The 19,062-nt window shown below is 71.1% G+C and carries 15 protein-coding genes and 1 tRNA gene; 9 read left to right on the top strand and 7 right to left on the bottom strand.

Features of this window, described 5'->3' with window-relative positions; all coding sequences use genetic code 11:
* Window positions 1–267: 267 nt before the first annotated feature.
* A complete protein-coding gene (locus ACF07B_RS14850) occupies window positions 268–1,656 on the top strand; it encodes an NAD(P)/FAD-dependent oxidoreductase (protein WP_326787331.1) in 1,389 nt (462 codons plus the stop codon).
* A 222-nt stretch (window positions 1,657–1,878) separates the two neighbouring features.
* Complete coding sequence (locus ACF07B_RS14845) at window positions 1,879–3,168, top strand: class I SAM-dependent methyltransferase (RefSeq protein WP_392179249.1); 1,290 nt, start codon at window positions 1,879–1,881, stop codon at window positions 3,166–3,168.
* 86 nt (window positions 3,169–3,254) lie between these two features.
* Here ACF07B_RS14845 and ACF07B_RS14840 read toward each other — a convergent pair whose 3' ends face one another.
* Entirely contained in the window at window positions 3,255–5,786 is a 2,532-nt protein-coding gene (locus ACF07B_RS14840) for an ABC transporter permease (protein WP_392179248.1), read from the bottom strand.
* 58 nt (window positions 5,787–5,844) lie between these two features.
* The gene (locus tag ACF07B_RS14835; RefSeq protein ID WP_392179247.1) at window positions 5,845–6,645 is read right to left on the bottom strand and encodes an ABC transporter ATP-binding protein; all 801 of its coding nucleotides are present in this window, start codon (window positions 6,643–6,645) and stop codon (window positions 5,845–5,847) included.
* A gap of 458 nt (window positions 6,646–7,103) precedes the next feature.
* On the opposite strand from ACF07B_RS14835, the gene ACF07B_RS14830 reads away from it, so the two are divergent.
* The 3 genes from ACF07B_RS14830 to ACF07B_RS14820 all read left to right on the top strand — a co-directional run bounded on the left by ACF07B_RS14830 (window position 7,104) and on the right by ACF07B_RS14820 (window position 9,801).
* Window positions 7,104–7,186, top strand: a tRNA-Leu gene (locus ACF07B_RS14830).
* 333 nt (window positions 7,187–7,519) lie between these two features.
* Complete coding sequence (locus tag ACF07B_RS14825; RefSeq protein ID WP_392179526.1) at window positions 7,520–8,707, top strand: 4-hydroxybenzoate 3-monooxygenase; 1,188 nt, start codon at window positions 7,520–7,522, stop codon at window positions 8,705–8,707.
* A 212-nt stretch (window positions 8,708–8,919) separates the two neighbouring features.
* Complete coding sequence (locus ACF07B_RS14820) at window positions 8,920–9,801, top strand: Bax inhibitor-1/YccA family protein (RefSeq protein WP_362405032.1); 882 nt, start codon at window positions 8,920–8,922, stop codon at window positions 9,799–9,801.
* A gap of 122 nt (window positions 9,802–9,923) precedes the next feature.
* Here ACF07B_RS14820 and ACF07B_RS14815 read toward each other — a convergent pair whose 3' ends face one another.
* Complete coding sequence (locus ACF07B_RS14815) at window positions 9,924–10,154, bottom strand: DUF4287 domain-containing protein (RefSeq protein ID WP_217452571.1); 231 nt, start codon at window positions 10,152–10,154, stop codon at window positions 9,924–9,926.
* 104 nt (window positions 10,155–10,258) lie between these two features.
* On the opposite strand from ACF07B_RS14815, the gene ACF07B_RS14810 reads away from it, so the two are divergent.
* Entirely contained in the window at window positions 10,259–10,570 is a 312-nt protein-coding gene (locus ACF07B_RS14810; RefSeq protein ID WP_326787337.1) for a hypothetical protein, read from the top strand.
* A gap of 60 nt (window positions 10,571–10,630) precedes the next feature.
* Here the strand turns inward: ACF07B_RS14810 and ACF07B_RS14805 are convergent, their stop codons facing one another.
* From ACF07B_RS14805 to ACF07B_RS14795, 3 genes are all read right to left on the bottom strand, one after another.
* Window positions 10,631–11,437 (bottom strand): hypothetical protein, encoded by an 807-nt coding sequence (locus ACF07B_RS14805; protein WP_369483767.1) that lies wholly within the window; start codon window positions 11,435–11,437, stop codon window positions 10,631–10,633.
* A gap of 282 nt (window positions 11,438–11,719) precedes the next feature.
* A complete protein-coding gene (locus ACF07B_RS14800; protein WP_392179246.1) occupies window positions 11,720–12,940 on the bottom strand; it encodes an acetyl-CoA C-acetyltransferase in 1,221 nt (406 codons plus the stop codon).
* Between the two features lie 554 nt (window positions 12,941–13,494).
* The gene (locus tag ACF07B_RS14795) at window positions 13,495–14,523 is read right to left on the bottom strand and encodes an SGNH/GDSL hydrolase family protein (protein ID WP_362405042.1); all 1,029 of its coding nucleotides are present in this window, start codon (window positions 14,521–14,523) and stop codon (window positions 13,495–13,497) included.
* Window positions 14,524–14,666: 143 nt separating this feature from the next.
* Here ACF07B_RS14795 and ACF07B_RS14790 point away from each other — a divergent pair, with 143 nt between their 5' ends.
* Window positions 14,667–16,061 carry a cystathionine beta-synthase gene (locus ACF07B_RS14790; RefSeq protein ID WP_362405045.1) on the top strand — a complete coding sequence of 465 codons (1,395 nt, stop codon included), beginning with the start codon at window positions 14,667–14,669 and terminating at the stop codon, window positions 16,059–16,061.
* A 484-nt stretch (window positions 16,062–16,545) separates the two neighbouring features.
* On the opposite strand, the gene ACF07B_RS14785 is transcribed toward ACF07B_RS14790, so the two are convergent.
* On the bottom strand, window positions 16,546–16,983 hold the full coding sequence (locus ACF07B_RS14785) for a hypothetical protein (protein WP_392179245.1): 438 nt from the start codon (window positions 16,981–16,983) through the stop codon (window positions 16,546–16,548).
* Between the two features lie 330 nt (window positions 16,984–17,313).
* Between ACF07B_RS14785 and ACF07B_RS14780 the strand changes: the two genes are divergently transcribed.
* Together ACF07B_RS14780 and ACF07B_RS14775 are read left to right on the top strand one after the other, a co-directional pair.
* On the top strand, window positions 17,314–18,330 hold the full coding sequence (locus ACF07B_RS14780; protein ID WP_392179244.1) for a MurR/RpiR family transcriptional regulator: 1,017 nt from the start codon (window positions 17,314–17,316) through the stop codon (window positions 18,328–18,330).
* A gap of 132 nt (window positions 18,331–18,462) precedes the next feature.
* The gene (locus tag ACF07B_RS14775; protein ID WP_392179243.1) at window positions 18,463–19,032 is read left to right on the top strand and encodes a hypothetical protein; all 570 of its coding nucleotides are present in this window, start codon (window positions 18,463–18,465) and stop codon (window positions 19,030–19,032) included.
* Window positions 19,033–19,062: the final 30 nt, after the last annotated feature.

The following is a 19,062-nucleotide window of genomic DNA, read 5'->3' as shown; positions in this document are numbered from 1 at the left end:
CCTTTCGCGGGGCCACGGCGGTCCGGCAGCATGCTCGGTGAAGCGTTGCGGCAGCGTTTCAGGGCCGTGAAACACAGGTGCGGTCCGCTGGGCCGAACAGGTTGGGCCGCAGCTCACGCGGTGTTGACAACGGTACGAACCGCACGGTGGTCCACCCCTGCCGCCATGGCCTCGATCACGAGGGCGGCGGAGTGTAGCAGAGCCCCTGCCCAAGCTTGTGAAGGGGCGCACGAGCGACCCCCCGGAAGCAGGTGGATACTCGATGGCATGAGCACCACGGAGCGTCCCAGGATCCTCGTAGTAGGCGGTGGGTACGTAGGCCTGTACGCAGCTCGGCGCATCCTCAAGCAGATGCGCTACGGAGAGGCGACCGTCACGGTCGTCGACCCCCGGTCGTACATGACCTACCAGCCCTTCCTCCCCGAAGCAGCCGCCGGCAGCATCTCGCCGCGGCACGTCGTCGTCCCGCTGCGGCGTGTACTTCCCAAGGCGGAGGTCCTCACCGGCCGGGTCACCACCATCGACCAGGACCGCAAGGTTGCCACGGTCGCCCCCCTCGTGGGCGAGGCGTACGAGCTGCCTTTCGACTACCTCGTCATCGCGATGGGCGCGGTCTCCCGCACCTTCCCGATCCCCGGCCTCGCCGAGCAGGGCATCGGCATGAAGGGCATCGAGGAGGCCATCGGCCTGCGCAACCACGTCCTCGAGCAGCTCGACAAGGCCGACTCCACCACGGACGAGGACGTCCGCCGCAAGGCGCTGACCTTCGTCTTCGTGGGTGGCGGCTTCGCCGGCGCCGAGACCATCGGTGAAGTCGAGGACATGGCCCGCGACGCGGCCAAGTACTACAGCAGCGTGTCCCGCGAGGACATGCGCTTCATCCTCGTCGACGCCGCGGACAAGATCCTTCCCGAGGTCGGCCCCAAGCTCGGCCAGTACGGCAAGGAGCACCTGGAGAGCCGCGGTGTGGAGATCTACCTCTCCACCTCGATGGACTCCTGCGTCGACGGCCACGTGGTGCTGAAGAACGGCCTCGAGGTCGACTCCAACACGATCGTCTGGACGGCCGGCGTCAAGCCGAACCCCGTTCTCTCCCGCTTCGGTCTGCCGCTCGGCCCGCGTGGCCACGTGGACACCCAGACCACCCTCCAGGTGCAGGGCACGGACTACATCTGGGCCGCGGGCGACAACGCCCAGGTCCCGGACGTCGCCGCCCGCAAGGCCGGTGTCGAGAACGCCTGGTGCCCGCCGAACGCCCAGCACGCGCTGCGTCAGGCCAAGATCCTCGGCGACAACGTGATCTCCGGTATGCGGGGCTTCCCGCAGAAGGAGTACGCGCACGCCAACAAGGGCGCCGTGGCCGGTCTCGGTCTGCACAAGGGCGTCGCGATGATCGTCATGGGCAAGATGAAGATCAAGCTCAAGGGCCGTCTCGCCTGGTACATGCACCGTGGCTACCACGGTCTCGCCATGCCGACCTGGAACCGCAAGATCCGCGTCTTCGCGGACTGGACGCTCGCGATGTTCCTCAAGCGCGAGGTCGTCTCCCTGGGCGCCATGGAGACTCCGCGCGAGGAGTTCTACGAGGCCGCCAAGCCGGCTCCGGCCGCCCCGGCGCCCGCCGTCAAGACCGAGGAGAAGGCCAAGGCCTCCTGACCTCCGGTCACCGAACGCCCCGAAGGGGCCGCCCGCCATCCGTGGTGCGGGCGGCCCCTTCGGCGTTCCCCGGACCGCTCGCCACGCCCGCCGCGGAGTTCGACGCGTGGTGCGTACACACATTTTACGAATCTGTGTCGTGGAAGAGGGACTGCCCGCCGAGGGGGTAGATGTTTACGTGGTGTCGGAGCGTTCGGGAGTGTTGTCTCGGAGGTGTACGCCATGCAGGACGCCGCGCCGCGTCTCAAAGGGCTTGTCGAACAGTTGCTGGGAGCCCCGCTCCCGTTGCGCGTGCGCGCCTGGGACGGTTCGGAAGCGGGTCCGCCCGCGGCTCCGGTGCTCGTCGTCCGCAACCGGCGGGCCCTGCGCCGACTGCTGTGGAAGCCGGGCGAGTTGGGACTCGCCCGCGCCTGGGTCTCCGGTGACCTCGGCATCGAGGGGGACCTGTACACCGCGCTGGACCTGATCTCCGGGCTCGTCTGGGAGCGCTCCGAGGACGCGCGCGGGCTCGGGGCGGCGCTGCGCGACCCCGAGGTGCGTGCCGCGGTCCGCGGGCTGGTGAGGATGGCCGGACTGCCGCTGCCGCCCGCCCCGCCAGCCGAGGAGGTGCGCCGGCACCGCCACCTGCACACCAGGCGCACCGACCGGAGCGCCATCAGCCACCACTACGACGTCGGCAACGACTTCTACGAGATCGTCCTCGGCCCGTCCATGGTCTACTCGTGCGCCTACTGGGAGGACGGCGGCACCCTGGAGGAGGCGCAGCGCGACAAGCTCGAACTCGTCGCCCGGAAGCTGGCTCTGAAGCCCGGTCAGCGGCTCCTCGACGTCGGCTGCGGCTGGGGCTCGATGGCCGTGCACGCCGCCCGCGACCACGGCGTGCGGGTGGTCGGGGTGACGCTGTCGCAGGAACAGGCCGCGTACGCCCGTAAACGGGTCGCGGAGGAGGGCCTGACCGACCGGGTGGAGATCAGGGTGCAGGACTACCGGGACGTCACCGACGGGCCGTATGACGCGATCTCCTCCATCGGCATGGCCGAACACGTCGGCGCCGAGCGTTACCTGGAGTACGCCGAGGTGCTCGGCGGCCTCCTCGAACCCGGCGGCCGGCTGCTCAACCACCAGATCGCCCGGCGTCCGCAGCGTGACGAGTCGTCGTACGCCGTCGACCCGTTCATCGACGCCTATGTGTTCCCCGACGGCGAACTCGCGCCCGTCGGGACGACCGTGACGCAGCTCGAACGGGCCGGGTTCGAGGTGCGTGACGTCGAGGTCCTGCGCGAGCACTACGCGCTCACCCTGCGCCGCTGGGTCGCCAATCTGGAGGACGGGTGGTCCCGTGCCGTCCGGCTGACCGGGGCCGGCCGGGCCCGTGTCTGGCGCCTGTACATGGCGGCCAGCGCGGTCGCCTTCGAACGCAACCAGATCGGCGTCAACCAGGTCCTGGCGGTGAAGGCCCAGGGCGGGGCCGGCCGGTCCGGGATGCCGCTGCGGGCGAGAACCTGGAACTGACGCGGAGCGGCCGGAGACAGGTGAGGGGCCCGTTCCGTCCGGAACGGGCCCCTCACCTGTGCGGCGGGGCCGGCGGCCCCGGCCCGTCACTCCGACTTGATCGCCGTCAGCATGTTCAGCCGGGCCGCCCGGCGGGCCGGCCAGAGCGCCGCCAGGACGCCGACCGTCGCCGCGAGCAGGAGGAAGAGCGCCATCCGGCCCCAGGGCAGGACCAGTTCGTACGTCGACATCCTGCTGCCCAGCAACTGGCCGGCCGCCCAGCCGAAGAACACGCCGAGACCTATGCCGAGGACGCCGCCGAAGAGCGAGATGACCAGGGACTCCAGACGGACCATCCGCTTGATGCCCTTGCGGTCCAGGCCGATCGCGCGGAGCATCCCGATCTCCTGCGAGCGCTCGAAGACCGACATCGCGAGGGTGTTGACGACGCCGAGGACGGCGACGATCACCGCCATCGCCAGCAGGCCGTAGAGCATGTTCAGCATCAGCGTGAACATCTGCGCGATGCCGTCGGAGATGTCCTGCTTGTCCTGGACCTTGACGGCGGGGTTGTCGCCGAGGGCCTTCTCCAGCCGGTCCTTGACCGCGGCCGAGGCGCCGCCCGCCGTCTTCACCATGACCTGCATGTCGGAGGCACCGCCACGCTGGTGCGGGGAGAGCGTGGCGTTGTCGAGGATGATGCCCCGGATCATCTCGTTGGCCTCGTACACCCCGGCGACGGTCAGGCTCTGCTTCGCGCCGTCCTCGTAGGAGACCTGGAAGCGGGAGCCGGCCTTCCAGCCGTGCGACCCGGCGGTGTCCGAGTCGACCACGACCCCGGTGCCGCCGACCTTGAAGGAGCCCTCGGTGACGTCGAGATCGGTGAGTTCTCCGATGGCCGCGCCCTTGACGCCGGTCAGGAACTCCGTCTGCCGGTCGATGCGGGAGGGCGCGTTGCGCAGCGGGCTGGTGTCGGTGACGCCGTCGACCGCGGCGAGCTTCCTCTCGATGTCCGGGGAGAGGGAGTTGCCGTTGGCCATCGACACGACGTAGTCCGCCTTGATCGCCGAACTGGCCATCTTGTCGATCGACTTCTGCAGGCTGCCCGCCATCACCGTCATGCCGGTGATCAGCGTGAGACCGATCATCAGCGCCGAGGCGGTGGCGGCCGTACGGCGCGGATTGCGCACCGAGTTCTGCCGGGCCAGCTTGCCCGAGATCCCGAAGATCCGCAGGACCGGAGCCGCCGCCGCGATCAGCGGGCGGGACAGCAGCGGGGTGAGGACGAAGACGCCGATGATGAGCAGCACCGCGCCGAGACCCATCGGGGCCTGCCCGTCCGAGCCGTCCATCGTCGTGGCGTAGAGGACCACGGCGACACCCGCGGCGGCGAGCAGGGCGCCGATCGTGTTCCGCAGGACCAGGGACTTCGTCGTGGCCTTCGCGTGGACGCTGCTCATCGCGGCGACCGGCGGGATCTTCGCGGCGCGGCGGCCCGGCAGCCAGGCGGCCAGCATCGTGATGAGGACGCCGACGAGCAGCGCCGTGGCGACGGTGCCGGGCGAGACGACCAGCGGGCCGTCCGGCACCGTGGCGCCGAGCGTGCCCATCAGGGAGCGCATCGCGGCGCCGATGCCGATGCCCGCGGCGAGCCCGCCGACGGCCGCGACCGCGCCGACCACGAAGGCCTCGATCAGCACCGACCGGGTGACCTGGCGGCGGGAGGCGCCGACGGCGCGCAGCAGCGCCAGCTCCTTGGTGCGCTGGGCGACCAGCATGGTGAAGGTGTTGGCGATGATGAACGTGCCGACGAACAGCGCGATACCGGCGAAGACCAGCAGGCCGGTCTTCATGCCGCTCATCGCCGCGGAGATCTGCTCGGCCTGGTCGTCGGCGAGCTGCCGGCCGGTGACGGTGGAGGCGACCTCCTTCGGTACGACGGCGTCGAGCGCCTCGCGCAGGGCGCGCTGGCTGGTGCCCGGCGCGGCCTTCACGTCGATCTCGTCGTAGGTGCCGGCCGAGTGGAACAGCCGTTGCGCGGTGGCCGTGTCGAACAGGGCGAGGCTGCCGCCGGCGGCCACGTTGCCGTCGTCCGTGCGGAAGACGCCGGCCACGACGGGCTCGAGGACGGGGCCGTCGACCGAGAGGCGCACGGTGTCGCCGACCTTGTAGCCGGCCCGCCTGGCGGTCTCGGCGTCGATCGCGATCTCGCCGGTGCCGTGCGGCGCGTGCCCGGCCGTCAGGGGATAGCGGGGGTCGTCGTCGCTCCAGTAGTTGCCGCCCTGCGACTGGAAGCCGCCGCCGATGAGCTTGCCGTCCTTGCCGGCTATGGCGGTGAAGCCGTTGACGACACCGATCGCGGAGGCCGCTCCCGGTACTCCGGCCGCCTTGTCGAGCAGGGGCCGGGTCAGTTCGTGCCTCCTGCCGAGGGTGTCGTCCGTGTCCGCCGCGCTCTTGGGGCGGATGGCGACGTCGACCTGGTCGAAGCCCTTGGCGGAGCTCTTCTGGTAGGCGTCCGAGATGGTGTTGGTGAAGACCAGGGTCCCCGAGACGAAGGCGACGCCGAGCAGGACGGCGAGCACGGTCATCAGGAGCCTGGCCTTGTGCGCGAACACGTTGCGCAAGGCGGTACGGAGCATGGTCTGTCTCAGTCCAGGTGTACGGGGGTGAGGGAGCGTCGGAAGGTCTCGGCCCGCGTCAACCGGCGAGGCCCGTGCCGTCGAGTCCGGGGGCCTTGGGGTTTCCCCCGGGAAGGTTCCGCATCCGGTCCAGCACGGCGTCGGCGGTCGGCTCGTACACCTCGTCGACGATCCGTCCGTCGACGAGGAAGACGACGCGGTCCGCGTAGGCGGCGGCCACCGGGTCGTGCGTCACCATCACCACGGTCTGGCCCAGCTCCCGTACGGAGTTGCGCAGGAAGCCGAGGACCTCCGCGCCCGCGCGCGAGTCGAGGTTCCCCGTCGGCTCGTCGCCGAAGATGATCTCGGGGCGGGAGGCGAGGGCGCGGGCGACGGCGACGCGCTGCTGCTGGCCGCCGGAGAGCTGGGAGGGGCGGTGGCCCAGGCGGTCGGCGAGGCCGATCATCTTGATGACGCTGTCCAGCCACTCCTTGTCGGGCCTGCGGCCCGCGATGTCCATCGGGAGGGTGATGTTCTCCAGGGCGTTCAGCGTCGGCAGCAGGTTGAACGCCTGGAAGATGAAGCCGATCTTGTCCCGGCGCAGCTTGGTGAGCTGCTTGTCCTTCAGGGAGCCGAGTTCGGTGTCGCCGATGCGCACCGAGCCGGAGGAGAAGGTGTCCAGCCCGGCCACGCAGTGCATCAGCGTGGACTTGCCCGACCCCGAGGGACCCATGATCGCGGTGAACTCGGCCTGCCGGAAGTCGACGGTGACCCGGTCGAGCGCGACCACCTGGGTCTCGCCCTGCCCGTAGACCTTCGACAGTTCCGTGGCGCGGGCTGCGACCGCGGTGCTTGTGCCGGCGAGGGGAGTGGTGGTCACGGAAGGGTGCTCCTGTCGGTACGACGACGTCGATGACGTTGATGGGGTCGTGTTCCATCGTCCGCGCCGATCCGCGGGATGTAGTCACCCGCTGTTCCGGTTCCGGGGGCAGCCTCGGGTCGGACCGCGAGCGGTCGCGTCATACCTGGGGATGACGGAGTTCCCTGAGAGCCGTCCGGGTCGGGCCCGGGGAGCGGCCGGCGCGCGGTCCCGCTCCGGGCGGCCGGCCAGGGAGCGCGTCCGGAGCTCGTCGTGATCGCGTTCGGACGGTGAAATTCCGTCAATCCGCGTACGGGCGCTCAGCGCGTCCGGGAGGCTGGTGGCAAGTGCTGACGGCCTGTGCGGCGTACTGATGCACCCTCAGACATCAATAAAATAAGACAACATCGGTACGCACGCCCGCTGTTCGGGTGACGCGCCCCGATAGGCTCGGAACCTCGATGCGGAGCCCATGGTCTGCCCGGATGGTGGAATGCAGACACGGCGAGCTTAAACCTCGCTGCCCCTCGCGGGCGTACCGGTTCAAGTCCGGTTCCGGGCACGCGGCCTCACCCGGTGACCCTTCGGGTGAGGCATTCCCGCACGTGTCCGGTGGCCGTCCGTGACCCGTCGTCGGGTCACGGACGCTCATCCCCGCGCGGCTCACATCCTCCCGCTTCGTGGCGGGCCCTGAAAGGCCGTCGGGCCCTCGTTCCGTCCCGCCCTCGCGTTCGCGCCCGCCGTCGCACGGGTCGGCGAGGCTCGCGCAGCGCTTCCGCCGCCGACCCCCGACCCCGACCCCGGCCGTTGACATCGCTTCCGTGGCGGCGGAGACTCCCGATGAGGTGAAGGAAAGTTCACTTCGCGAACATCGAGGGAAGGTGTGGGTATGCCGATGCGGACCACCGTCGGGATCGTCGGCGCCGGGCCCGCCGGACTGCTCCTGGCCCGGCTGCTGCACCGCGCCGGGATCGAGTCCGTGGTCCTGGAGAGCCGGGACCGGGCCTACGTGGAACAGCGGCAGCGGGCCGGGATCCTCGAACAGGGGACCGTGGACGTGCTGCGCGCGGCCGGGGCCGGTGAGCGGATGGACCGGGAGGGGCTGCGGCACGACGGGATCGAGCTGCGGTACGAGGGGAAGCGGCGGCGGATCGACTTCCCGGCGCTCACCGGCGGGCGCTCGGTGATGGTGTATGCCCAGACCGAGGTGTGCAAGGACCTCGTCGCGCTCCAGATCCACGAGGGCGGACCGCTGCTCTTCGAGGCCGAGGCCCTGGCCGTCGAGGGGGCCGAGGGCGACCGGCCCCGGGTGCGGTTCCGGCACCAGGGGCGCGAGGACGTGCTGGAGTGCGACTACGTCGTCGGCTGCGACGGATTTTGGGGTGTCGCCCGCAAGGCCGTGCCCGCCGCGCTCTCCCGCACCTTCGAACGCTCCTACCCCTTCGGCTGGCTCGGCATCCTCGCCGACGTCGCGCCCTCGCACGACGAGCTCGTCTACGCCCGCCACGACCGCGGCTTCGCCCTGCTCAGCATGCGCTCGCCCACCGTCTCCCGCCTCTACCTCCAGGTGCCCGAGGGCACGGACGCGGGGGAGTGGGGCGACGAGGAGATCTGGGACGAGCTCGAGCGGCGCCTGGAGACCGACGACGACTGGAAGCTGCGGCGCGGCCCCATCACCTCCAAGTCCGTCACCCCCATGAGGAGTTACGTCCACGAGCCGATGCGGCACGGCCGGCTCTTCCTCGCCGGGGACGCCGCCCACATCGTGCCGCCGACCGGGGCCAAGGGCCTCAACCTCGCCGTCGGCGACGTCGTCACCTTCGCCCGCGCCCTGATCCACCTCAGGGACACCGGATCGGCGGAGCGGCTCGACGCCTATTCCGAGACCTGTCTGCGCCGGGTGTGGCAGGCCGAGCGGTTCTCGTACGACATGACCGCCCTGCTGCACCGCGATCCCGCCGCGACGCCCTTCGAGGAGCGCGTCCAGCGAGCCCGCCTGGAGCGGATCGCGAGCTCACGCGCGGCCGCGGCGGACCTCGCGGAGGGGTACACGGGCTTCCCTCTCGGCGAACAGCGGGAATAGCGGGTGATCAAGGCGGCTTGAGGGGGAAGGTGCCCCGTGAAGCCGTTTCCCCGGAAGCCGGTGTCACGGCTTAGTACCAGTACGGGCGTGCCAGGGGACACACGCGTACGGTGGCACAACGAGGGAAAGATCCTCCCCAAGCACTAGGGTCAATCCTTTGCCTACCTATTACTCTTGAGCCAAGGCCACAAGGGTGGCCATGGAGGAGTGAAATGAGGAGCAGTAACCCGGTCTTCTCGCGACGGGGGTTCAGCCGCGACAACGGCTACGCGGGCTTCAACGCGGCGCCGCAGGCCGGGGGACCCGCTGTCGGCACGCAGGGGAACCCGTACGCCCAGCAGGGCGGCAACCCCTACGCGCAGAACCCGTACGCACAGCAGGGCCTCCAGCAGGGCGCTCCGCCGCAGGCCCCGGTCACCACCGGCCGTATGACGATGGACGACGTCGTCATGCGCTCGGCCATGACGCTCGGCACCGTCGTCGTCGGCGCCGTCCTCGCCTGGGCGCTGCTGCCGGTCTCCAGCACGAGCTACGGCCTGGCCATCGGCTCCGCCCTGGTCGCCTTCGTGCTCGCGATGGTGCAGTCCTTCAAGCGCACCGCCTCGCCCGCGCTGATCATCGGGTACGCCGCCTTCGAGGGCGTCTTCCTCGGTGTCATCAGCGAGATGTACAACGCGCAGTGGAACGGCGCGCCCTTCCAGGCCGTGCTCGGCACCATGGCGGTCACTGGCGCGACCCTGCTCGTCTACAAGGCGGGCTGGATCCGGGTCACCGCCCGGTACGCGCGCATCGGCCTGACCATCGCCATCGCCTTCATCGCCGTCATGGCGGTGAACCTGCTGCTGGTCGTCTTCGGTGTCGCCCCGGACGGCGGACTGCGCAGCAGCGGCCCGCTGGGCGCGATCGTCGGCATCCTCGCGATCCTGATCGGCGCGTTCTTCCTGACCCTCGACTTCAAGCAGATCGAGGACGGCATCACCTACGGTGCGCCGAAGGAAGAGGCGTGGCTGGCCGCGTTCGGCCTGACCATGACCCTCGTGTGGATCTACATCGAGATGCTGCGGCTGGTCGCCATCTTCAGCGGCAGAGACTAGTGACGCCGGCGGCCGGACAGGCCGTCAGCTGACCTGAAGGGCCCGCGAACCACCAGTTCGCGGGCCCTTTGTCGTCGGGTGCCGGGTCGTGGTCGGACGCCGGTCGTCGCGGTGGTGCGCGCTCACAGGAGTTTGCGCGCGGCCCTCCTCAGGTCGTACTCGTGAATGATCGCCTTGGCGTGGCCGTACGCGAGGTCGTGCTCGGCGCGGAGCCAGCTGACCTTCTCCTCGAAACGGAAGAGGGCGGGGCCTTCGTCGACGGTGCGAAGCCAGTCGGAGATCTCACGACCGGTGCAATGGGGGATGCGGGCGAGCAGGTTGCGATGGGTCTCCGCGGAGAAGACTTGGGACATCGGCGCCTCCGAACGCAAAGGGGATGTAAGCCGGTCCTTCACGCCACCGTGCCTGAGGGTTGGGTCGTTGGCAACAGTCCCGTCGCTGCGCGTAGTCTCGCGGCGTGCTGGATACGACGCCGTTGACCCGAGCCGTGGACCACTTCGCCGACCGGTTGCGGGCCGCCCCGCAGAGCCGCCTGCAACGCAGTGCCGCGGCGGAGGCGCTGGGGCTGGCCAGGGAGTTCGCGCTGCGCGCCCAGCGGGTCGAGGACCCGTCGGGGGAGCCCCGGGAGATGCCCGACGCCGGGATGTTCGCCGCCGCCGACCAAATCACGGTCGCCGCGCACGACTTGGCCCTCGTACTGAAGAACGAGGAGGAACTGGCGGAAGCGGTCACGCTCGTGGCCGAGGCACAGAAACGCGCCGGGGTCTGAACCTCCCGGTCGACTCCGGCGCGCGGGATGCCGTGCGGTCCCCCTCCCAGAGGGCCGACGTCACAGCGACGCTATGACCCGGTCCGCCAGGATGTAGACGCTCTCCTCGCCGAAGGAGAAGGTCAGGGCGTACGCGCCCGAGACGCCGGAGCCGCCGAGCAGGACCGGGGTCTCTCCCGCCGTCAGGGCGGCGGCGAGCCGCTGCGCGGTCTCTCGGTGGCCGGGGGTCATGCACAGGGTCGTGCCGTCGGCGAAGACGTAGACGTCGAGCGTGCCGAGCGGGCCGGGGCGCACGTCCGCCAGTTCCGTACGGGACTCGGCGAGCTCCTCCAGGCGGGCCACCGTGCGTTCGTGGTCGTTGACCACCGGTGACTGGACCGGGACGAAGTCCGGGTGCGAGGGGTGACGGCGGCGGGCCGCGGCGAGTTCCGGGGAGTCGCCGGCGGTACCGGTCTGGAGGAACTCCTCCAGGTCCGTGCCGGTCTCGGCGACCGGCTCCAGGTGGTCCAGGCCCACGAAGTCCGAGTGGCGTGGCAGGAACAGCTCGTTGTCCGGCAGCCCGAGCAGCGACGGCGCGTCGGAGGCGTCACGCGTCTCCTGGGCGGCCCAGAAGGCCCGCGCCTCGGCGAGTTCCCGCTCCCGCTCCTCGGCCAGCGCGTCGGCCACGGCCGTGCGTATCTCGTCCGCGTCGGCGGATCCGCGCGCCGCGGGTACGAGACCCCGCGCCGCACTGGCGCGGCTCGCGACGAGTTCGCTGTGCAGGGCCGCGACCTGCCGACGCAGACCCCGCAGGGTGTGCAGAACGGCGACGCCCACGGCCGCTGTGGCGGCGGTGGCGAGCGGCAGAGCAATCGACATGGCGCTCACTGACGTACTCCCGGTTCAAAGTCGGCCCCCGACTTCCTACATCAGCTTGAAGGGCGAACCATCAAACTGTCAGTGCGTAACGTCACGAAAAGGACAGGACTTTGGCCCTCAGGTTTAACCGTGAACACACCTGACCTGCGGGAATACCCATCCGAGGGGACATAGGTCACATCTTGGAAGGGATTGGATCACAAATCGGCCCAGAGGCCCGGTGGTTCCGGGCTTCTGGGCCGATTCGTTCACGCTGGGTTCAAATCCCGTCACGGGAACGGGTCATGACTGTCAGCTGAGACGCTCGATGACCATCGCCATGCCCTGGCCGCCGCCGACGCACATGGTCTCCAGGCCGAACTGCTTGTCGTGGAACTGGAGGCTGTTGATCAGGGTGCCGGTGATGCGGGCGCCGGTCATGCCGAAGGGGTGGCCGACGGCGATGGCGCCACCGTTCACGTTCAGCTTGTCCAGCGGGATGCCCAGGTCGCGGGCGCTCGGGATCACCTGGGCGGCGAAGGCCTCGTTGATCTCGAACAGGTCGATGTCGTCGACGGTGAGGCCGGCGCGGCTGAGCGCCTGCTTGCTCGCCTCCACCGGGCCGAGGCCCATGATCTCGGGGGAGAGGCCGGTGACGCCGGTCGAGACGATGCGGGCGAGCGGGGTCAGGCCGAGCTCGCGGGCCTTCGTGTCGGACATGATCACGAGGGCGGCGGCGCCGTCGTTCAGCGGGCAGCAGTTGGCCGCGGTGATCATGCCGTCGGGGCGGAAGACCGGCTTGAGGCCCTGGACGCCCTCCAGGGTCACGCCCGCGCGGGGGCCGTCGTCCGTGCTGACGACCGTTCCGTCCGGGGTCGTGACCGGGGTGATCTCGCGGGCCCAGAAGCCGTTCTTGATGGCTTCCTCGGCGAGGTTCTGCGAGCGCACGCCGAACTCGTCCATGTCCTGGCGGGTGACGCCCTTGAGGCGGGCCAGGTTCTCGGCGGTCTGGCCCATCGCGATGTACGCGTCCGGGATCAGGCCGTCCTCGCGCGGGTCGTGCCAGGTCGAACCCTCCGACTGGGCGACGTCGAGGGTGCGGGCCTCGGCGTCGGCGAAGAGGGGGTTGTGGGTGTCGGGCATGCCGTCGGAGGTGCCCTTGATCGACCGCGACACCATCTCGACGCCCGCCGAGATGAAGACGTCGCCCTCGCCCGCCTTGATGGCGTGCAGGGCCATGCGGGAGGTCTGGAGGGACGAGGAACAGTAACGGGTGATCGTGCAGCCCGGGAGGTGGTCCATTCCCATCTGCACGGCCACGATGCGGCCGAGGTTGTGGCCCTGCTCGCCGCCGGGGAGGCCGCAGCCGAGCATCAGGTCGTCGATGAGCTTCGGGTCGAGCTCGGGCACCTTGGCGAGGGCGGCCTGGATGATCGTGGCGGTCAGGTCGTCGGGGCGCACATCCTTCAGGGAGCCCTTGAAGGCGCGGCCGATCGGGGAGCGGGTGGCTGAGACGATCACGGCTTCGGGCATCACGGCTCCATTGGCGTACGGGAAGTGTGCAGGGCTGTCTGGGAAGTTACCCGTACGTACCGTCGAGGTCACCGGTCTGGGTGTGTGACACCGGCCGCACTTTTCTAAGCGCTTGCTTTTTGCTGGCGGGGGCGCCTTGGGGGGTGTTTCTCCCGGCCGGGATGAGGAGGTGCCCCCGCGCCGGGGCAGCCGCCCCCGGGGCTCCGCCCCGGACCCCGCTCCTCAATCGCCGGAGGGGCTGAATCTTTCCGCCGCCCGGGGTGAGAGACCCAGGGGCGCGGGGAACTGCGCGGCCGGCCCTCGCGGAGCCGCAGCTGGGTGCGGGGCTGCCCGGAGGGGGCTGGACGTTCGGCACCGGCTGGGGTGGGAGGCCCCGGGGCGCGGGGAACTGCGCGGCCGGCCCCCACGGAGCCGCGGCCGGGTGCGGGGCTGCCCGGAGCGGGGCTGGGTGTTCGGTGCCGGGCTGGGTGACGGGGCCAGGGGCGCGGGGAACTGCGCGCCCAGCCCCCACGTACCCGCGGCCGGGTACCGTCCGCCCGGTGTCCCGCCGGGGGTCAGTTGAGGGGGGTCGGGGCCGGGTCCGTTGCCGGGAGGCGTTGGCGGCGGCGGCGTTTGAGGAGGGCCCAGGGGCCGCGGGGCCCGGTGGGCATCGCGGCGGTGACCTCGGTGCCGGGCTCGGACGCGGCCTCCGCAGCCGCACGGGCCACCGGCAGGAACCCCTCGTGGCGCGAGACGTCCGGACGCTCTTCCTCCGCGGGCCAGAGGCCGAGCGCCGCGCAGACCGTGGGCAGCAGGGCCATGGCGGCCGTCGCGTACCCCTCGGCCGAGGGGTGATAGTGGTCGGGGCCGAACAGCTCACGGGGGTTCGCCGCGAACTCCGGGCCCAGCAGGTCGCCCAGCGACACCGTGCGGCCGCCCTGCTCGACCGTCCCGATCGTCTGGGCGGCGGCGAGCTGGCGGGACGCGCGCCGCGCCAGCCAGCGCAGCGGCTGCTGGACCTGCTCGACCGTGCCCAGGTCGGGACAGGTGCCGACGACCACCTCCGCACCGGCCGTGCGCAGCCGGCGTACCGCCGCGGACAGATGACGGACGGAACGCGTCGGCGGCATCCGGTGCGTCACGTCGTTCGCGCCGATCATGATCACGCAGACGTCGGGCAGCCGGGAACCGTCCGTGAGGGCGAGCGCGACCTGCCGGTCCAGGTCGTCCGACTGGGCACCGGGCAGCGCCACATTGCACAGCTCCACCGGCCGCTCGGCCACGGCCGCGAGCCCCGAGGACAGCAGCGCGCCCGGCGTCTGCCGGGCCCTGCGCACGCCCTGGCCTGCGGCCGTCGAGTCGCCGAGCATCGTCAGCCGCAGCGGCGGTTCGTCAGGGGAGGCGCCGGCGTAGTCGTACCCGTACAGACCGTCCGCACGCGGGGCGTAGGGAGCGTGTCCGTTGCCCACATGCCGCTTCACCAGCTGCACCTCGGCCAGCACCAGACCGACGGCCGCCGCCCCCACCAGCCCGACACCGCCCCCGCCGTACGCCGCGCCCGCGGCGATCCGCCGGGCCACCCTCGCCCTCGACATGCTCGACATCCGTCGCCGCCACCTCCTGTAGCCGTACAACCACTGCTTGCCCCGAAGAGCGGGTGGGCCAATCTCAACTGCGGGTGAACGGCTGCGCAGGGCCGTAGGCTGACGAGACCATTCCTGTTGAAAACGCAGCTCCGGAGACAACGGTGCAATTCCACGACTCGATGATCAGTCTCGTCGGCAACACCCCGCTGGTGAGACTCAACAACGTGACCGCGGGCATCCAGGCGACCGTCCTGGCGAAGGTCGAATACTTCAACCCCGGCGGATCCGTGAAGGACCGCATCGCCATGCGCATGATCGAGGCCGCGGAGGAGAGCGGCGACCTCAAGCCCGGCGGCACGATCGTCGAGCCGACGAGCGGCAACACCGGTGTCGGGCTCGCCATCGTGGCGCAGCAGAAGGGGTACAAGTGCATCTTCGTGTGCCCCGACAAGGTCTCCACCGACAAGATCAACGTGATGCGCGCGTACGGGGCCGAGGTCGTGGTCTGCCCCACCGCCGTCGACCCGGAGCACCCGGACTCGTACTACAACGTCTCCGACCGGCTGGTGCGGGAGACCCCGGGCGCCTGGAAGCCCGACCAGTACTCCAACCCGAACAACCCCCTGTCGCACTATCACTCGACCGGCCCCGAGCTGTGGGAGCAGACGGAGGGGAAGATCACCCACTTCGTCGCGGGTGTGGGCACCGGCGGCACGATCTCCGGTACCGGCCGGTATCTGAAGGACGCCAGTGACGGCAAGGTGCAGGTCGTCGGCGCCGACCCCGAGGGGTCCGTCTACTCCGGCGGTTCCGGCCGGCCCTACCTCGTCGAGGGCGTCGGCGAGGACTTCTGGCCGACCGCGTACGACCGTACGGTCGCGGACGAGATCGTCGCCGTGTCCGACAAGGACTCCTTCCAGATGACGCGGCGGCTGGCCAAGGAGGAGGGGCTCCTCGTCGGCGGCTCCTGCGGCATGGCCGTCGTGGCCGCGCTGCGCGTCGCCGAGCGCCTCGGCCCGGACGACGTCGTCGTGGTGCTGCTCCCCGACAGCGGGCGCGGCTACCTCAGCAAGATCTTCAACGACGAGTGGATGGCCGACTACGGATTCCTGGAGGACACCGGCCCGAGCGCCCGTGTCGCCGACGTGCTGAACGACAAGGCGGGCGGCTCCATCCCGTCGCTCGTCCACATGCACCCGGAGGAGACCGTCGGCGAGGCCATCGAGGTGCTGCGCGAGTACGGCGTCTCGCAGATGCCGATCGTCAAGCCGGGCGCCGGTCACCCGGACGTCATGGCCGCCGAGGTCATCGGGTCGGTCGTGGAGCGCGAGCTCCTCGACGCGCTGTTCACCAAGCGGGCCTCCCTGGAGGACCCGCTGGAGAAGCACATGTCCTCGCCGCTGCCCCAGGTCGGTTCCGGCGAGCCGGTCGCCGACCTGATGTCCGTGCTCGGTCGCGCCGACGCGGCGATCGTGCTCGTGGAGGGCAAGCCCACCGGTGTCGTCAGCCGGCAGGACCTGCTGTCCTTCCTGGCCAAGGGCGGCACCAGGGCCTGAGGCCGCCCGGCCCGTCAAGGGCCGGAGCAGGGCTTTCGCTCGAAGTGTCGGATCCGTGTGGATCTTCCGGCTCCGGCCGGGGTGAACTTCGCGGAAGTGGTACGAGCGCGTCACGTCCGCGCAGCACCCGCTTAACACGGGTCCGGCACATTGGTGGGTGTCGGCAGGGCGGGAGCGGCTCCCCGCCAGGCCGGCGTCAAACGGCGCCAAGGACCTCCGGAGCGGCTCCCGGACCTCCATGGACGCCTAGGACGCGCAAGCCCGGTCCTGACCCGGCCCGCGTCCCTCGCGGGGACCGCCGTCGTCCCGCCCCCCTTCACCGGGGGTGCGGCGGTCCCCGCGCAATACGTCGAAGGGCCCGGCACCCGTCCCGAGTGCCGGGCCCTTTCGTATGCCGTACGGGACTGTGCGGCGCCTGTTCCCCGCCCCGCGACGCGCCCCTTCACAGAGTCCTTCCGCGCGCACCGGCGTCCCTTTCCGGCGCCTACTCCTCCCAGTCCGACTCCGGCCGGTTCCCGCGCCGGCCGAAGAAGCCCGGGGAGAGGCGCGCCGCCTGGACCACGTTCACCCCGACGATCCCGCCCCAGGCGACGAGCAGACCGGGCAGGTGCGCGTTCACCACGCCGATCGCGGACAGCGGGATCGCGAGGACCAGCGAGACGATCCCGAAGCCGAAGCGCTCACCCCAGGAGTCGGACGACTGGGGTGCCCGCGCGCCGCGCGCCACGACCATCTGCTGTTCGGCGAGCCGGCGCCGCACCCGGCGGTCGACGGCACCGTCGAGGCGCTGCTCGACCTTCTCCAGGAAGGAGTCGACCAGCGCGGACTCGTACTCTTCGCCGAGCTCCTTGCGCGCGTGCAGGGTGGCGTCGAGTTCCTTCTTCAGCTCCGCGTCGTCATGGCGGGCGTTCATACCGGTCATGTCCATCACGTTAGGCAGCCGCGATGCGCGTGGCACTGGGGATAGCCCCCCTGTTGCGGCGGGGCCGAGCCCCCGGACGACGCCCCTTGCCCGGTCTGCATATCGTCATGCAGAGTTCTTGGTACCTGAATAGAAGGGGGTGCGCGCGGTGTCGTCCCGGATCGTGAACCCGTCGTGGGCGGTGACGCCTGACCTGCGGGCCTTCTCCGCGCCCGGCCCGCCCGGCCACGCTGTACTCTCCCGGGGCGTCGAGGAGCAGGCGGGCGTCGCCTCGCTCGCCGCACGCCGGAGCCCGCGCGCGTGCGGGGCGTTCCGTAGGGGGAGCACGTCATGAGCACGGTCAGCGACAGGGCCGCGGACGGCGACAGGGACGGGGACGGCAAGGCGATGGGGGACGGCAAGGCGATGGGGAGCGGCGAAGCCATGGGGAACGGCGAGGCCATGGGGGACGGCAGGGCGACGGGGTTGGGCGAGACGACGGCGGACGGCGGCGCGGAGGGCGACCTCCGTGTGAGCGACAGCCCCGCCGGACGGCTCCAGAGCCTCTTCGAAGGGCGCCGGCTCACACCGACCCAGCGGCGCATCGCCCACAGCATGGTGCGCAGCGCCGCCGACGTGCCGTTCCTGTCCAGTGTCGAACTCGCCGAACTCGCCGGAGTCAGCCAGCCCTCCGTCACCCGCTTCGCGGTCGCGCTCGGCTTCGACGGCTACCCCGCGCTGCGCAAGCACCTGCGCGAGGTGGCGCCCGCCGAACCGGCCGCCGACACCGCCTCGTACAACGAGTACCAGCAGGCCGTCGAGGCCGAGATCGAGAATCTGCGTCACCTCGCCGCCGTGCTCGCCGACCCGCGTCCGGTCGCGAGGGCGGGGCGCCTGCTGGCCGCGTCCCGCCCGCTGCCCGTCCTCGGGCTGCGCGCCGCCGCCTCCCAGGCCTACGGCTTCGCCTACTTCGCCGCCAAGGTGCACCCCGACGTCCGGCTGCTGCACGAGGGCGGCACGATGCTCCAGGACCGGATCGACGCGGCCGTACGGGCCGGGGCCACGGCCCTGCTGTGCTTCGCGCTGCCCCGCCACCCGCGTGAGGTCGTCGACGCCCTCGGCTACGCGAAGGAGGCCGGGCTGACCGTCGTCACGGTCGCGGACTCGGCGTTCGCGCCGGTCGCGAAGGTGTCCGACCTGCTGCTCCCCGCCGCCGTCGGCACCGGCCTCGCGTTCGACACGGCGTGCGCGCCGATGCTGCTGGGCCGCGTTCTGCTGGAGGCCATGTGCGACGACCTGCCGGACGCTCAGGCGCGGCTGGAGCAGTTCGACGCGCGCGCCGCCGTACGGGGACTGTTCGTGGAGTAGGCGCCAGGACGGCGATCGAGGCGTTTCTCAGACGCGTCTCACCTTCCGTGGCTAATCTGCCCGCCCAAAGACATACGGGCGCGACGGCCGTCGGCGGCGTGCCCGTGCGGGCGCTGAGACGGGAGGCGGATCGTGGCGCGCGGAGGACAGGGACTGGCCCGGGTGGCTGTCGTGGTGCGGGCGGGAGCCGTACCACTGTGGTGGTACGGGGTGCTGGCCGCCGGAGTCGGAGTGCTGCTCCCCGGGCTGACCGGGCGCAGGATCGGCGTCCTGGCGGGGGCCGCGCTGTTTCTCGTCACGGCGGCCGTGGTGGCGTACTGGCGCCGGAAGCGTTACGACGCCCTGGTCCGTTCGGCCGCCCGCGCCGGGAAGCACGATGTGCTCCAGGACCGTGCCGTGACCCTGCGCAACTGGCGCCGGGGCCACCGCTGGTGGCTGCTGCTCGCCTTCGCCGCCGCGCTGGCCAGTTCGTTCGCCGTGCCCGCCGCGGGCGGCATGCTGCTCGCCGGCGCGGGCGTCGGACTGTGGCTGAAGGCCGCCCGGCTCGGTCGCCTGGAGCACGCCGAGCAGGCGCTGATCTGGGTGCGTGTCGACTGGCTCGGTCCGCGCGCCGGTGCCCCCTTGGGCAAGTCGGTCCGGGCCGTCCGGGCCACCGGAGTGGCGGCGGGTGACGCCGCGCCCGGTGGGGCGCGGCGTCACTGACCGGAACGGAACCGGACCCGGTGCGTGGAA

It is taken from the genome of Streptomyces sp. NPDC015532 (genome assembly GCF_043078065.1).
In the GTDB taxonomy this organism is placed as follows: Bacteria; Actinomycetota; Actinomycetes; order Streptomycetales; family Streptomycetaceae; genus Streptomyces.
Note: the sequence above shows the minus strand (reverse complement) of the source record. Positions and strands in the feature narration are given on the sequence as shown.

Bases quoted from the DNA above. Each gene is read 5' to 3' on its own strand.
- ACF07B_RS14850 (WP_326787331.1), top strand. From the start codon at position 268: ATGAGCACCACGGAGCGTCCCAGGATCCTCGTAGTAGGCGGTGGGTAC.
- ACF07B_RS14845 (WP_392179249.1), top strand. From the start codon at position 1,879: ATGCAGGACGCCGCGCCGCGTCTCAAAGGGCTTGTCGAACAGTTGCTG.
- ACF07B_RS14840 (WP_392179248.1), bottom strand. From the start codon at position 5,786: ATGCTCCGTACCGCCTTGCGCAACGTGTTCGCGCACAAGGCCAGGCTC.
- ACF07B_RS14825 (WP_392179526.1), top strand. From the start codon at position 7,520: ATGCGGACCACCGTCGGGATCGTCGGCGCCGGGCCCGCCGGACTGCTC.
- ACF07B_RS14820 (WP_362405032.1), top strand. From the start codon at position 8,920: ATGAGGAGCAGTAACCCGGTCTTCTCGCGACGGGGGTTCAGCCGCGAC.
- ACF07B_RS14815 (WP_217452571.1), bottom strand. From the start codon at position 10,154: ATGTCCCAAGTCTTCTCCGCGGAGACCCATCGCAACCTGCTCGCCCGC.
- ACF07B_RS14800 (WP_392179246.1), bottom strand. From the start codon at position 12,940: ATGCCCGAAGCCGTGATCGTCTCAGCCACCCGCTCCCCGATCGGCCGC.
- ACF07B_RS14795 (WP_362405042.1), bottom strand. From the start codon at position 14,523: ATGTCGAGCATGTCGAGGGCGAGGGTGGCCCGGCGGATCGCCGCGGGC.
- ACF07B_RS14785 (WP_392179245.1), bottom strand. From the start codon at position 16,983: ATGACCGGTATGAACGCCCGCCATGACGACGCGGAGCTGAAGAAGGAA.
- ACF07B_RS14780 (WP_392179244.1), top strand. From the start codon at position 17,314: ATGAGCACGGTCAGCGACAGGGCCGCGGACGGCGACAGGGACGGGGAC.